Source organism: Brevundimonas sp., assembly GCF_035998205.1.
GTDB lineage: Bacteria > Pseudomonadota > Alphaproteobacteria > Caulobacterales > Caulobacteraceae > Brevundimonas.
In genome coordinates, this window is the sequence record NZ_DASYHT010000003.1 from 40821 (window position 1) to 54053 (window position 13233).

At 71.6% G+C, this 13233-nt stretch carries 11 protein-coding genes and 1 pseudogene; 2 read left to right on the forward strand and 10 right to left on the reverse strand.

All coding sequences use genetic code 11. From position 1 onward, the window contains the following. Nucleotides 1-29 precede the first annotated feature (29 nt). The gene (gene rpsU, locus VGN74_RS02050) at nucleotides 30-263 is read left to right on the forward strand and encodes a 30S ribosomal protein S21 (protein ID WP_292258513.1); all 234 of its coding nucleotides are present in this window, start codon (nucleotides 30-32) and stop codon (nucleotides 261-263) included. A 122-nt stretch (nucleotides 264-385) separates the two neighbouring features. On the opposite strand, the gene VGN74_RS02055 is transcribed toward rpsU, so the two are convergent. The 7 genes and pseudogenes from VGN74_RS02055 to VGN74_RS02085 all read right to left on the reverse strand — a co-directional run bounded on the left by VGN74_RS02055 (nucleotide 386) and on the right by VGN74_RS02085 (nucleotide 8849). Continuing rightward, nucleotides 386-1822, reverse strand: coding sequence for an ABC transporter permease (locus tag VGN74_RS02055; protein WP_327445695.1), 1437 nt, complete (start codon nucleotides 1820-1822; stop codon nucleotides 386-388). After that, nucleotides 1819-2769, reverse strand: coding sequence for an ABC transporter ATP-binding protein (locus tag VGN74_RS02060; RefSeq protein ID WP_327445696.1), 951 nt, complete (start codon nucleotides 2767-2769; stop codon nucleotides 1819-1821). The genes VGN74_RS02055 and VGN74_RS02060 overlap by 4 nt, the downstream gene beginning before the upstream one ends. A gap of 56 nt (nucleotides 2770-2825) precedes the next feature. Next, nucleotides 2826-3431 carry a M23 family metallopeptidase gene (locus VGN74_RS02065; protein WP_327445697.1) on the reverse strand — a complete coding sequence of 202 codons (606 nt, stop codon included), beginning with the start codon at nucleotides 3429-3431 and terminating at the stop codon, nucleotides 2826-2828. A gap of 155 nt (nucleotides 3432-3586) precedes the next feature. Beyond that, complete coding sequence (locus tag VGN74_RS02070) at nucleotides 3587-5389, reverse strand: autotransporter domain-containing protein (RefSeq protein WP_327445698.1); 1803 nt, start codon at nucleotides 5387-5389, stop codon at nucleotides 3587-3589. A 99-nt stretch (nucleotides 5390-5488) separates the two neighbouring features. Continuing rightward, complete coding sequence (serA, locus tag VGN74_RS02075) at nucleotides 5489-6718, reverse strand: phosphoglycerate dehydrogenase (protein WP_327445823.1); 1230 nt, start codon at nucleotides 6716-6718, stop codon at nucleotides 5489-5491. Nucleotides 6719-6853: 135 nt separating this feature from the next. Then, nucleotides 6854-7378, reverse strand: a pseudogene (locus VGN74_RS02080) (HAD-IB family phosphatase); the annotation flags it as partial. A gap of 73 nt (nucleotides 7379-7451) precedes the next feature. Beyond that, nucleotides 7452-8849, reverse strand: coding sequence for an SDR family oxidoreductase (locus VGN74_RS02085; protein ID WP_327445699.1), 1398 nt, complete (start codon nucleotides 8847-8849; stop codon nucleotides 7452-7454). Nucleotides 8850-8969: 120 nt separating this feature from the next. Here VGN74_RS02085 and VGN74_RS02090 point away from each other — a divergent pair, with 120 nt between their 5' ends. Then, nucleotides 8970-9875 carry an Hsp33 family molecular chaperone gene (locus tag VGN74_RS02090; RefSeq protein WP_414643518.1) on the forward strand — a complete coding sequence of 302 codons (906 nt, stop codon included), beginning with the start codon at nucleotides 8970-8972 and terminating at the stop codon, nucleotides 9873-9875. A gap of 1 nt (nucleotide 9876) precedes the next feature. Here VGN74_RS02090 and VGN74_RS02095 read toward each other — a convergent pair whose 3' ends face one another. The 3 genes from VGN74_RS02095 to phoU form a co-directional block, all read right to left on the reverse strand. Beyond that, a complete protein-coding gene (locus VGN74_RS02095) occupies nucleotides 9877-11712 on the reverse strand; it encodes a gamma-glutamyltransferase family protein (RefSeq protein WP_327445701.1) in 1836 nt (611 codons plus the stop codon). A 103-nt stretch (nucleotides 11713-11815) separates the two neighbouring features. Further along, nucleotides 11816-12505: a phosphate regulon transcriptional regulator PhoB gene (gene phoB / locus VGN74_RS02100; RefSeq protein WP_327445702.1), complete on the reverse strand. Its 690-nt coding sequence runs from the start codon at nucleotides 12503-12505 to the stop codon at nucleotides 11816-11818. Between the two features lies 1 nt (nucleotide 12506). Then, the gene (phoU, locus tag VGN74_RS02105; protein ID WP_327445703.1) at nucleotides 12507-13232 is read right to left on the reverse strand and encodes a phosphate signaling complex protein PhoU; all 726 of its coding nucleotides are present in this window, start codon (nucleotides 13230-13232) and stop codon (nucleotides 12507-12509) included. Between the last annotated feature and the right edge of the window lies 1 nt (nucleotide 13233).

Here is a 13233-nt window from a genome sequence, read left to right on the forward strand (position 1 = left end):
CGCGGCGGGCGGCCAAAGGAGAGAGACCCCTGGTTCAGATTTTTGTCCGCGACAACAATGTCGACCAAGCCCTCAAGGCGCTGAAGAAGAAGATGCAGCGCGAAGGCAGCTTCCGGGAAATGAAGCGCCACGTTCACTACGAGAAGCCCTCGGAGAAGCGCGCCCGCCAGAAGGCCGAAGCTGTGCGCCGCGCCCGCAAGCTGGCCCGCAAGCGCGCCCAGCGCGAGGGCCTGCTGCCCGCGCCGAAGCCGCGCGCCCGCTAAGGCGGCCGACAGGCTGAACAATCAAGGGCCGTCCGGGCGACCGGGCGGCCCTTTTGCTTGTCCGGGATGCAGACGCGGGCCCGCTCGCCGACAGACGTCCTGCCGACGGGCGGCGGAGGGCGTCACCGCCCCCCGCGCACCGCCATGCCAAAGGTCTTCCAGCTGAGCTTGACGTCGGACAGGGCGCCCGCCCGGAAGGCGCGCCCGGCGATCCACACCATGAACACGGCCATGGCGAACATGCCGGCCGTGGTCGCGGCGATCTCGACCGGGCCCACACCGCCCGACGGAATCCGCGCGCTCATGAGGAACGGCGTGAACAGCGGGATCCACGACAGGATCTGTACATACAGGGCGTCCGGCGTGCGCAGGGCGAACTGCATGGTGAAGACCGGCACCACCAGCAGCATCATGATGGGCCCCATCAGGGTCTGGGCGTCCCGCGGCGTCTCGCAGAAGGCCCCGATCGCCGCGAACAGCACCGCGTACATCAGATAGCCGCCGGCGATGTAGACGAGGAAGTAGAAGATGAGGCCGTCGCGGCTGAGGATGCTCCAGATGTCGCGCGCCACGTCCGGCACGCCGGCCGCCAGACCCGCCCCGCCAAGCCCGCCCCAGACGACCATGACGGTCAGGGTCAGCAGGGCGACGCCCAGCACCTTGCCGGTCAGGATCTCGCCCGGCGAAGCCGAGGACAGCAGCACCTCCAGGATCTTGTTCGACTTCTCCTCCATCACGCTGTTGAGCAGGATCGAGGCGCCGGTCAGCACCAGGGCCCACAGCAGGAAGCCGAAGGCAAAACCGATCAGCGCCGGCAGGCGGTCGCGGAACGACACCTCGCCGCCGCTCTCCGAACGCGGGCTGAGCAGGGCCACGTCGGGGCGGAAGGCGTCGATTTCGCGCACGGAGTCCACGCCGACGCCCAGCGCCGCATAGCGCTCGGCCCGGGCGATCTCGCGCAGGGCCGACGAGACCGCATTCTGCACCGTGTCGTCCGCGGCCTTGGCCGACCAGACGCGGGCTGAGGGGCCATCGGCGTCACGGGACAACAGCACCACGGCGTCGAGCGTGCGCTCCTCGGCCTGAAGGAGGTCGCGCACCACAGCCTCGCGGGCGTCGCCGGGCGCAGCCGTCAGCACGGCCGCCGGCGTTTCCGCCAGCTTGAGGTCAGCCTTGGGCGCGCGATAGCCGGACGCGGCCGTTGGCGCGATACGGCGGGCCTCAGCCAGCGCCGCCTCGGGCCCCTCGCGTTCGCCCAGCGCCTGCACCTGACGGGACGCCTCGATTCCCGCCTCGGGAATCACCAGGGCAGCGATCATGTCGACCTGTCGCTCGCGGTCGCGTGCGGTCAGCCGGGTCTCGACCTCGGCCTTGAGCGGCGCGCCGGAGGCGACCTCCACCACGGCGACGGACCGGGTCGGCTCGCTGTTCATGGCCAGCATGGGAATGACGCCGCCCAGGCCCGCGAACAGCGGCAGGGACAGCAGCGACAGCCAGAATCCGAAGGTGCGGACGTAGGCCATGTATTCGCGGCGGGCGATGATCAGGGTGCGGTTCATGCCGAGGCCTCCGCGCGCGGGGCGACCGCGTCGGGATCGTCGCCCGTCAGATGGATGAAGGCGTCGTGCAGGGTCGGCGCCTTGAGCTCGAAACGCCGCACGTCCAGCCCCTGGACGAAGGCGGCGCGCAGCGCCTCCTGCCCGGCTGCGCCGGACGCGAGGGTGGCCCGCAGGACCTTGACCGGACCATGCACGTGGACGGTCTCGACGTGGCTGACGCCCGGCAGGGCCGTCACGGCGCCGGCGGCGATGTCGCCTTCCAGCTCAAGGAACTGCCGCGTCGTGGCCTTGGCCTCGGCGACCGTGCCCTCGAAGGCCTTCTTGCCGCGCGCCAGCAGCACGACCTTGTCGCACAGCCGCTCGGCATGCTGCATCACATGGGTCGAGAACAGCACCGTGGCCCCGCGTTCCGCCAGGCCACGGATCATCTCCTCCAGACCCTGCTGGTTCATCGGGTCGAGGCCCGAGAAGGGCTCGTCGAGGATGACGAAGTCGGGCCGGTGCGCCACCGCCGCGATCAGCTGCACCTTCTGGGCCATGCCCTTGGACAGCTCCTTCATCTTCTTGTTGCGGGCCGCCCCGAGCCCCTGGGCCTCGAGCATCTCGCGGGCGCGCTTGCGCCCCTCCCCGTCCGGCACGCCCTTCAGCGAGGCGAAGAAGGCGATGGCGTCGACCGGGGTCATCTTCTTGTAGAGACCCCGCTCCTCGGGGAGGAAGCCGATGCGGTCGCGCACCTTGCGGCCGTCCGCCGCGCCCAGCACCTCGATGCGGCCCGAGGTCGCCGGCTGCAGCCCGAGGATCATGCGCAGGGTCGAGGTCTTGCCGGCCCCGTTGGGACCGAGAAAGCCGCAGATCCGACCGGTCTCGGCGACGAAGGACAGGTCCTTCACCGCATGGAAGTCGCCATATCGCTTGTTGACGGTGTCGAGCCTGAGCGCCGCGTCCATGCCACCCCCCCTGTGTCATCCGAAGGGGTAACGGACACGACGCGCCTTGGCCAGCGTCAGGCCGCAGCTTCGACGCGAATGACCCGCCCCAGCACCCGCGCGGGGTTGAGGCGGCGCTCGCCGCGCCGCACTTCGAAATGCAGATGGGGCCCGGTGGAAAAGCCCGTGGAGCCGACCCGCCCGAGAAGCTGACCCGCCTCCAGGCGATCGCCCGGCCGGACCTCGATCCGGCTCAGATGGGCGTAGAAGCTGGTGAGGCCCTCGCCGTGCAGAACCTCCACGAATCGCCCGTAGCCCGTGGGCTCATACCCCGTCCGGACCACCTTGCCCGGCGCGGTGGCGAGCACCGGCGCGCCTGCAGGCGCTGCATAGTCGAGGCCCTGGTGGGGGCGCGCCGCCGACTCGCCAGGCAGCCGCCGCAGGCCGAAGCGGGAGTTCACCGGATAACCGGCGATCGGGGCTGCGAATAGCAGGCTGGCCGTCACGGGACCGGCGGGCTCGGCCACCGCCACCACCGGCGCGGGCGCCGGCGCAATGGGAGCGCTCGCGCCCTCACGCCGCGCCGGCGCTGCCCCGGCCGCCATGATCCCGACCGCGAGGAGGGTCAGGATCTGGCCGGCGTGCGGAAGCACCCCGCGGGTGACCGGGTGGGCGACAGGCATGGGGCAGCGGCTCCGTTCGACGACACAGGGGTCGGAGGGGGCCGCATCCGGTTGGGATCAGGACAGGAGGTCAGCGGCCGTCCGCCGTATTGCCCGTCGATGGGGCGAGAATGGGACCGGGGCGCGGCGGCTATGGGCCGCGCCCCGGTCCGGTCTTACAGGGCCAGCTTCAGCGTCACGCCGCCCATCTGGCTGTCGCTGCCGTCGCCGAAGCGGCCGCGGTAGCCGACCTCGACCGCCAGACGATCGGTCAGGCGCCCTGTGACGCCGGCCTCAAGCATGGCCTGGCTGCCATAGGGATCCTCGACCTCGCGGGCGAGCACACGGGCGGGGTTGGCGACGATGCCGGTGCGCACCGCGTCGCCGCCGTCATCCAGCGCCTCGCGCCAGCCGCCCTCGACGAAGGCGCCGAAGCCCGGCGCCAGCTCGCCCTCGATGCGCAGGGCGACCTCGGCCGAGATCGTCTCGAAGGTCCGCTCGTCCCAGCGATAGGCCGCCGCCGGACCGTCCTCGGCGAAGGCGTCGGTGCGGCTGGACACCCAGTCGAGGCCGACGCGCGGCGAGATGGCCATGCCGTTGCGCTCGAACCAGGTCCCGGCCACGACACGGGCCGAGTAGCTCAGGCCGCTGACCTCGGACTCGTGGATGATCGGCGCCAGCGCGGTCACCCGGCGGATCTCGTCATAGGCGTCGCGCGCCGCGCCGAAGCCGGCGGCGATGAACATGCCGCTGTCCGAGCGCCAGGCGGCGGCGGCGTCGAGGCTGTAGCTCTCGACGTCGAAGGTCAGGCGCGTCGCCTCGACCTCGGCCTTGTCGAAGGCGCCGCTCAGCCCGAACGACCAGCCGCCGTTCAGCCCGGCCGCCAGCGCCATGCGCACGCCGTGCCCTTCGCTGTCGGCCGCCCCGACCACGCCGCGGGCGTCGATGTCCGCGGTCTCGTAGCTGTAGCCGCCCGAGATGACCGCCCCGGCCGGCGCCGCCTCGCGGCCCGTCAACCCGGACAGGGCCTCGCCGGCGCGCCGCTCGCGGTGCCGGAAGCCCGTTTCGGTCAGGAGCGTCGTCGCCGCGCCCGCGTCGCCGTAGTACAGGTAGTCATTGGCCAGGGCCGCGAGCAGCTGGTGGCCTCGAGCCGTCGGGTGGACGCCGTCATAGTAGAAGAAGGCGCCCGGCGTGCTGCAGACGCTCACCCCGTTGAAGCAGGGCGAGGTGACATCCGTCAGCCCGAACAGGCCGGGGTTATTGGCGATGGTCGGCCCGACCTTGGCTACGTCCATCAGGATGATGTTCGTCCCGGCACGGGCCCCGGCCACGGCCGCGAGATTGGTCTGCAGCGCCGTGTTCAGCTGGCTGGCGGCGAAGTCCGCCAGCGGCGCCGCGGGAGTGCCGCGGAACTGGGGCGTCGGGCTGAGCACCGGGATATTGGCCACGAGGATGGTCCCGGCCCCGCCGGCGGCGATCGTGTCAGTGATCGCGGCGATGTCGGCGGCGGCGGTCGCCGCCACCCCGGCCATCACCGTCGTCGGGCTGGGCGAGGCCCCGGCGGCAGCCAGGTTCTGGAAGATGTTGTTGGCCCCGCCCCAGACGGTCACGAGGTCGGACGGGCCGAAGCGGCCGCCGGCCGACGTGTAGTTGGCCAGCTGCAGGCGCATGCCGGGCGGCAGGGCCTGGGTCCCGGTCTGCGCCCCGCCATAGGCGTAGTTGATGCTGCCGCTGACAGCCCCGCCGGCCCGGAGCGCATTGAATCCGAGCAGCTCGGTCCACACGGGGCCGTTGCTGAAGCGTCCCTGGAAATAGGGCGCCGGCGGCTGACCGGTGATGGCGAACAGGTTGCCGTTGTCGCTGAGGCTGTCGCCGAACACGACGAGGCGGTTGTAGGACTGGGCCGATGCGGGCGCGGCGGCGGCGATGGCGGCGAGCGTGAGAGCCCCCAGGGCAGCTCCCCTGAGCAGACGTTGCATGATGTTTCCTCCCTGGACCGTCAGAACGCGGTCCTTGTCCAGCACTCTGCGCCACTCTGCGAGGGACGCAAGATGCCGCTAGGGAAACCTGGGCGAGGCCTAGTGAAGCATGCGGAAGCGCAGGGTGCCCGACACCTCGCGCAGCGGGCGCAGGGCCTCCGGGTCGTAGTCCCGATCGACGTCGATGATGACGTAGCCGGTGCGCTCGTCCGTCTTCAGGTGCTGGCCGAGGATATTCAGACCCGCCCCGGCGATGGCGCGGTTCAGCTCGGCCAGAACGCCGGGCTGGTTGCGGTGGATGTGCAGCAGCCGGTGCGCGCCCGTGACCTCGGCCAGCTGCACGTTCGGCAAATTGACACTGAAGGTGGTGTCGCCACGGTTCAGGAACCCCAGCAGGCGCTCTGCGGCGAACTCGGCGATGGCCTCCTGGGCCTCCTCGGTCGAGCCGCCGATGTGCGGCGTCAGGATCACATTGGGCAGGCCCCGCAGGGGGCTGTCGAACGGGTCGGCGTTGGTGCGCGGCTCCTCGGGGAAGACATCCACCGCAGCCCCGCCGATCCGGCCCGAGCCCAGCGCCTGGGCCAGGGCCCCGACGTCCACCACATGGCCGCGCGAGAGGTTGAGCAGCAGCGCGCCCGGCTTCATCCGTGCAAACTGGGCCGCCCCCATCAGGTTCAGGTTCTCGCCCCGCCCGTCGACGTGCAGGCTGACCACATCGGCTTCGGCCAGCAGCTGGTCGAGCGCGCGCACACGGCGGGCGTTGCCGAGCGCCAGCCGCTCGGCGAGATCGTGGAACACCACGCGCATGCCCAGGGCCTCGGCGAGGACCGACAGCTGGCTGCCGATGGCGCCATAGCCGACGATGCCCAACGTCTTGCCGCGCAGCTCGCGCGAGCCCGTGGCCGACTTGTTCCAGCGCCCCTCGTGCATGCCCGCAGACTTGTCGGCCACGTCGCGCATCAGGGCGATCATCAGCCCGACGGCCAGCTCGACCACCGAGCGGGTGTTGGAATAGGGGGCGTTGAACACGGCCACGCCGTGGTCGGAGGCCGCCTCCAGATCGATCTGGTTGGTGCCGATGCAGAAGGCCCCGACGGCCATCAGCCGGTCGGTCGCCTCCAGCACCCGCCGGCTGACATTGGTCTTGGAGCGCAGGCCGAGCACATGCACCCCGCGCAGACGCTCGATCAGCACGTCCTCGTCGAGCGCCCCGGTCTCGGTCTCGACCGCGTAGCCCTCGTCGCGCAGGCGATCGACCGCCGCCGGGTGGATGTTCTCCAGCAGCAGGAAGCGGATGCGGCTGCGCGGATAGGACCAGCGGCCGCGCACGCCCTCGGCATGCAGCACCTCGTCCAGCGACGCCGCCTCGGCGTCGGCCGCCGCCACCACCGGCTCCCGCCGCACCACCTCGGTGAAGGCGTAGAAGCGGTCGGCGGCCCCGCGCAGCTTGACCTCGGCGTCATTCCAGCCATCGCCGACCATGACCACCGGCCCCGGCAGGCCGAGACTGCGGATCACCGTCGGCTTGCCATCGTCATGGGACAGGGGATTGGCGTCGTCGACGCCGATGACCTGGCCGTCCTCGGCGTAGCGCAGGGTGTTGCAGAACACCCGGTCCGGCGACAGACCGAGACGCTCGGCCACCGGCAGGATGACCTCGTCGAAGCCGCCGGACAGGATCACCACCTGGTCGGCATGGCGCTGGAAGAAGTCGGCGTTGCGGCGCACCGAGGTGGTCAGGGCGTCGGCCGCCCGCCCGGCGAGCGCGACGACATGCTCCCGCTTCGGCGCGAGGATCTCCAGACGCCGCCGCAGGGCCTCGCCAAAGCTCACCTCGCCGGCCATCGCCTGGTCGGTCAGACGCGCCACCTCGGCCAGTCGCTGGTCGCGGTCCGGTCGTCCGTCCAGGGCGATCTCGCCGAGCGCCTCAAGCGTCTCGAAGCGCACCAGGGTGGAGTCGAAGTCGAAGATGAAGGTGGGGCCGGCCATGCCCCAGCTATAGCGTCCTTCGCAGATGCAGCAACGCTGCAGAGGCGGTTTGGCGCAAGATTCTGCCTCTGGTCTACAGACGCAGCGGCGGACGGCGGCGACCCTTTGCCGGACGACCGTCGAGGGCGGCCACCGCCACGGCGGCCCCGACCGTCAGCAGGGCGGCCAGCACCCCGCCTTCGCGGGCGTGATCGCGGGCGAAGCGGCCTGCCCGGTCAGCGCCGCGGCGGGCCGAGCGCAGGCCAGCCTGCAGCTCCTCCCGCGGCAGACGGCGACGCGCCTCGCGGGTCAGGCGATCGAGATTGCGACCGGCCTCGCGCCGCGCCCGGTCCGCGCGGTGGCCGACCTCCTGGGCCCCGTCGCCCAGTCCGTCGAGGGCCGCCTCGAAACCGCGACGCCAGCCTGCGGTCCAGCCACGCGGATCCAGTCGCGCACGCCAGCGCTCATAGCGTGTCGGCCCCTTCCGCTGGCCCAGCAGCACGGCGATGAGCCCGAGCAGCACGAGAGCCCCCAGACCGCCGGCGGTGACGCCGGGATGCTTGCGGGCCTCGGCCAGAACACTGAACTGTCGCACCATGGGATATCGCACCTCATCTGCCGCCGGATCGGCGGTCGGGTCGTCCAGCCCGTCATCCGCCCAGGGGTCATCCCCACGCACCGGCTGCACCACAGGAGCGAACGCCGCGAAAAGCGGTTCCGCCACGCCGGGCAGGGCCGCATAGGCGGCGGCGATCAGACGGCCGCCGCCGCCGACGGTGATCTCGCGCACCGGGTGGGCGGCGCAATGCAGGATGGCGTCCGCCACGACATGGGCGGCGTAGACGGGTTGCGGGTGGCGCGCCGCATAACCCCCGAGACGCCGGGCGCGCCGGTCCCAGGCCGTATCGACGGCCGCCGGCTTGACCAGGGTCACCGCCACCGGCGCGCCGGCGCGGGCCAGCTCCAGCCGCAGGCCCTGGGTGAACCCCTTCACCGCATGTTTGGAAGCCGCATAGACCCCCTGCCCCGGCGCCGGCGCGTCCGCGAGGCTGGAGCCGACATTGATGATCGCGCCTCCGCGTCCGGCCAGCCGAGCCGCCGCCGCCAGACTGCCGTTGACCACGCCCCAGTAGTTGGTCTCGAACAGCGCCCGCTGCTCGGCCAGAGGCATTTCGCGCAGCGACCCCGGCGCCGCGGCCCCGGCGTTATTGACCCAGGTGTCGATGCCGCCGAACAGCCGCTCGCACTTCTCCGCCGCCGCCTCGAGCGCCGTCGCGTCGCCGACGTCGGCCACCGCCCAGGCGCAGCGGCCGCCGTCACGCTGCAGCGTCTCGCACAGCAGCCTCAGGTCTTCCTCGTGCCGGGCGATCAGGAACACGCAGGCCCCGGCCGCCGCCGCGCGCCGGGCGGTGGCCAGGCCGATCCCGGAGGTGGCTCCGGTGATGACCACGACCTGCTGCGACAGGGGCTTGAGACGAAGGCGACGGGACATCGGCGATCCAGACCTGGAGACTCGTGACGGCGCGGACCCGTGGGCCCGGCGGGCGCCCTTATCATGGCGACTTCCGCCGCCTATGTAGAGCCTCTCCCGAACATCGACGAAAGCCCGCCCGTGACCGACCGTGCGTCCCCGCCCGCCGACGACTTCGCCGCCGCCTTCCAGATCGAGGGCTGGCCGGTGCGTGGCCGCCTCGTGCGCATGGGGCCCGCGATCGACCGCATCCTGAACGCCCATGCCTATCCGGAGCCCGTCGCGGCGCTGCTGGGCGAGGCCTGCGCCCTGGCGGCCCTGATCGGCTCGAGCCTGAAGTTCGAGGGGCGTCTGCTGGTCCAGGCCCAGGGCGACGGCCCGGTGCGCTATGTCATCGCCGACTACGGCACCGACGGGTCGATGCGCGGCTATTGCCGGTATGACGCCGACGAGGTGACCGCCGCTAGCCAGGGCTTCGCCCGGCCCGGGGCGCGCAGCCTGCTGGGCGAGGGCGTGTTCATCATGACGCTGGACCGCGGCCCCGACTTCGAGCGCACCCAGGGCATCACCCCGATCGAGGGCGAGAGCCTGAGCCTGTGCGCCGAGCACTTCTTCGTCCAGTCCGAACAGGTGCCGACCCGGGTGCGGCTGGCGGTCGGCTCGGTCCAGACCGCCGAGGGCGAGTCCTGGCGCGCGGGCGGGGCCATGATCCAGATCATCGCCGGCGACGAGGCCCGGGGCGCCACGGACGACGTCTGGGAACGCACCCAGGCCCTGTTCGAGACGCTGGGCGACGACGAGCTGATCGACCCGATGCTGACCGCCGACCGCCTGCTGTTCCGCCTGTTCCACGAGGACGGCGTGCGGCTGGAGGGCCCGGCCCCGCTGCAGGCGCAGTGCCGCTGCTCAATGGACCGCATCGCCACCGTGCTGGACAGCTTCGGCCCGGAGGAGCGGGCGGAGATGGTCGAGGCCGACGGCAAGATCCGCGTCACCTGCGAATACTGCTCGACCGTCTACGAGATCACGCCGGACAGCGTGAGCTGACCTACCAGGCCAGCGCCAGACCGTCCTTGCGCGTCTCGGAGGCCGCCCCGTAGGTGGCCGGCCCCCGGGCGTTCACCTGCCGCACCACATTCTGGTAGCCGCCGAAGCCGCCGTTGGGCGGGCCGAGGGTCCAGCCCATGGCGCGCAGCTGCTCGCGGGTCGCCTCCGGCACGCCCGTTTCCAGATGCAGCACCCCCGTCCCTTCCGCCGGCTCGCCAGTCGGCTCGGACGAGCCCTCGTGCTGCCAGCGCGGCGCGTCGCCGGCCTCCTGCGGGTCGAGGTCGTAGTCGACCATGTTGATGACGATCTGGGCCTGGCCTTGCGGCTGCATACCGCCGCCCATGACGCCGAAGGCCATCCACGGCTGGCCGTCGCGCACGGCGAAGCCCGGGATGATGGTGTGGAAGGGCCGCTTGCCCGGGGCGTAGACGTTCGGGTGGCCGTCGGTCAGGGCGAACATCTCGGCCCGGTTCTGCAGCATGAAGCCGAGGGTGCCGCCCGCGCCGTCGTCCGGCACCAGACCGCCGCCCATGCCGCGGTAGTTGGACTGGATCCAGCTCACCATCATGCCGTCGGCGTCGGCGACGCTGAAATAGGTGGTGTCGCCCTGGCTCGGCGCGTCGCCGGGCAGGACACGGTCCATGGGCCGGTCCATGCGGATCAGGGCGGCGCGCTCGGCGGCATAGGCCTTGGAGATCAGCCGCTCGACAGGCGTGCGGCTGAACTCGGGATCGGCGAACCAGCGGGCGCGGTCCTCGAAGGCCAGCCGCTTGGCCTCGGCCTGGACGTGGATCGAGGCGGCGCTCTGGAAGCCCAGGGCGCGCAGGTCGAACTGCTCGCAGACGTTGAGGAGCTGCAGGGTGGACAGGCCCTGGGTGTTCGGCCCCAGCTGGTACACCTCGACCCCGCGATAGGTCGACATCAGCGGCTCGACCCACTCGGTGCGGTGCGCCGCCAGATCGGCCCGGGTCATCCAGCCGCCGATACGCCGGAAGTAGCCCTCGATGGCGCTGGCGATCGGCCCGTCATAGAAGGCGTCGCGGCCGCCCTCGGCGATCAGGCGATAGGTGCGGGCCAGGTCCGGATTGGCGAACACCTCCCCCACGCGCGGGGTCCGGCCGTCGGGCGCGAACACCCGGCGACGGTTGTCGTTTTCCTCGATGATCCCGGTCGCGCGGTCGAACACCGCCATGTTGCGCTCGAGATACCAGGCGATCAGCTGCGGCACCGCCTCCCCGCGCTCGCACAGCTCGATCACCGGAGCCAGCACCTCGGCCCAGGGCAGCTTGCCGTAGCGCTGGTGGGCGGCCCACCAGGCCTCGACCGCGCCGGGCACATTGGCGGTGACCGCGCCGTAGCGGGGCAGCAGCCCGTTCGCCCCGGCCTTGCCGCGCGCCGCCTCCAGCGACAGTCCGCGCGGACTACGCCCCGAACCATTGAGCCCGACCACCTTGCCCTGCGCCGGATCCCACATCAGGCAGAAGGCGTCGCCGCCGATGCCGTTGCCGGTCGGCTCGAGGAAGCCGAGGGCGGCGTTGACGGCGATGGCCGCGTCGATGGCCGAGCCGCCCCGGCGCAGGATGTCCAGCCCGATCACGCTGGCGGTCGGATGCGCCGTGGCCACCGCCCCGCGCGCGCCCCAGACCGTCGAGCGACCGGCGAAGGGCGCGCCCATGATGCGGTCGCCCATGCCGACGCCGGGATAGGGATAGGCCCGCACGCCTTGCGGACCGGGTCCTGCAGCCGCCGCCGGGCTCTGCGGCGAGGCCTGGGCGGCCACGGCGCCGGCGGCCAGCGCCCCCGCCGGCAGGGTGGACAGGAACGTACGACGACGCATGGCGAACTCCTCCCGAACAGGGCGCGGAGCCTAGACCGCGTGTCAGGGCGGACACCAGCCTGTCAGGGCGCCGCGAAGGTCGCAGGGCCCACAAGTCGGGGCATCAGCCCTCCAGATCCAGCGCGTAGCCGGCGGAGCGGACGGTGCGGATCGGGTCGACGGTGTCGGGCAGGTTCAGGGCCTTGCGCAGGCGACCGACGTGCACGTCGACGGTGCGGGCCTCGACATAAACGTCCGAGCCCCAGACCGCGTCGAGCAGCTGTTCGCGGCTGAAAACCCGGCCCGGGTGCTGCATGAAGTAGTCCAGCAGGCGGAACTCGGTGGGCCCAAGGTGGACCTCCTTGCCGGCGCGCTTCACCCGGTGCGCCACCCGGTCGATGACGATGTCGCCGTGACCGACGCGGTCATCGGCCAGACCCGGCCGGATGCGCCGCAGGACCGCCCGGATGCGGGCGATCAGCTCGGTCATCGAGAAGGGCTTGGTCAGATAGTCGTCGGCGCCGGTGTCGAGGCCGCGCACCCGGTCGGTCTCCTCGCCGCGCGCCGTCAGCATGATGATCGGGACGTTGCGGGTTTCCGGCCGACCGCGGATGCGGCGGCAGACTTCGATGCCCGACACCTTGGGCAGCATCCAGTCCAGCAGGATCAGGTCGGGCAGGCGCTCGTCGACCTGGACCAGGCCCTCCTCGCCGTCCCCGGCGATGACCACCTGATAGCCTTCCTTCTCGAGGTTGTACTGGAGGAGCGTGGCGAGCGCGTCCTCATCCTCCATCACGAGCACATAGGGCTGCACGTCAGGCGCTCCGGTCGTCGGTCGGGGTCAGGTCGTCGTTATGGGCCGGCCCGGCGCGCGGGCGCTCGCCGGCCATCTCGCCGCCGGTGATCTCGTAGTAGATCGTCTCGGCGATGTTGGTGGCGTGGTCGCCGATGCGCTCGAGGTTCTTGGCGATGAACAGCAGGTGGGCGCAGCCGCTGATCGTGCGCGGATCGCCCATCATGTAGGTCAGCAGCTCGCGGAACAGGGCGTTGTAGTGCTCGTCGACCTCGTCGTCCGAGTTCCAGACGCCCACCGCCCCGTCCAGCTCGGAGGCGGCGTAGGCGTCCAGCACGTCGCGCAGGCGCAGGCTGACCAGCCGTCCCATCCGCTCGATCGAGCGCGTCAGGGGCTGCAGCGGCTCGCCCTCCGCCAGGGTCAGACCCCGCTTGGCGATGTTCTTGGCCAGGTCGCCGGTGCGCTCCAGATCCGTGGCCAGCTTCATCGCCGACAGGGTCTTGCGCAGGTCCGAAGCCACCGGGTGGCGCAGGGCGATCAGGCGGATCGCCTTCTTCTCGATCTCGTGCTGCAGGGCGTCGAGCTTGGCGTCGCGCTCGACCACCGCGCGCCCCAGCGCAATATCGCGCCGCGCCACGGACTCCACCGCATCCGCCACCTGGGCCTCGGCGAGCCCGCCCATGCGCGCGACCTCCGCCGTCAGCTGGTTCAGCTCGTCGCCATACGCCTTGACCGTGTGCTGGTTCATT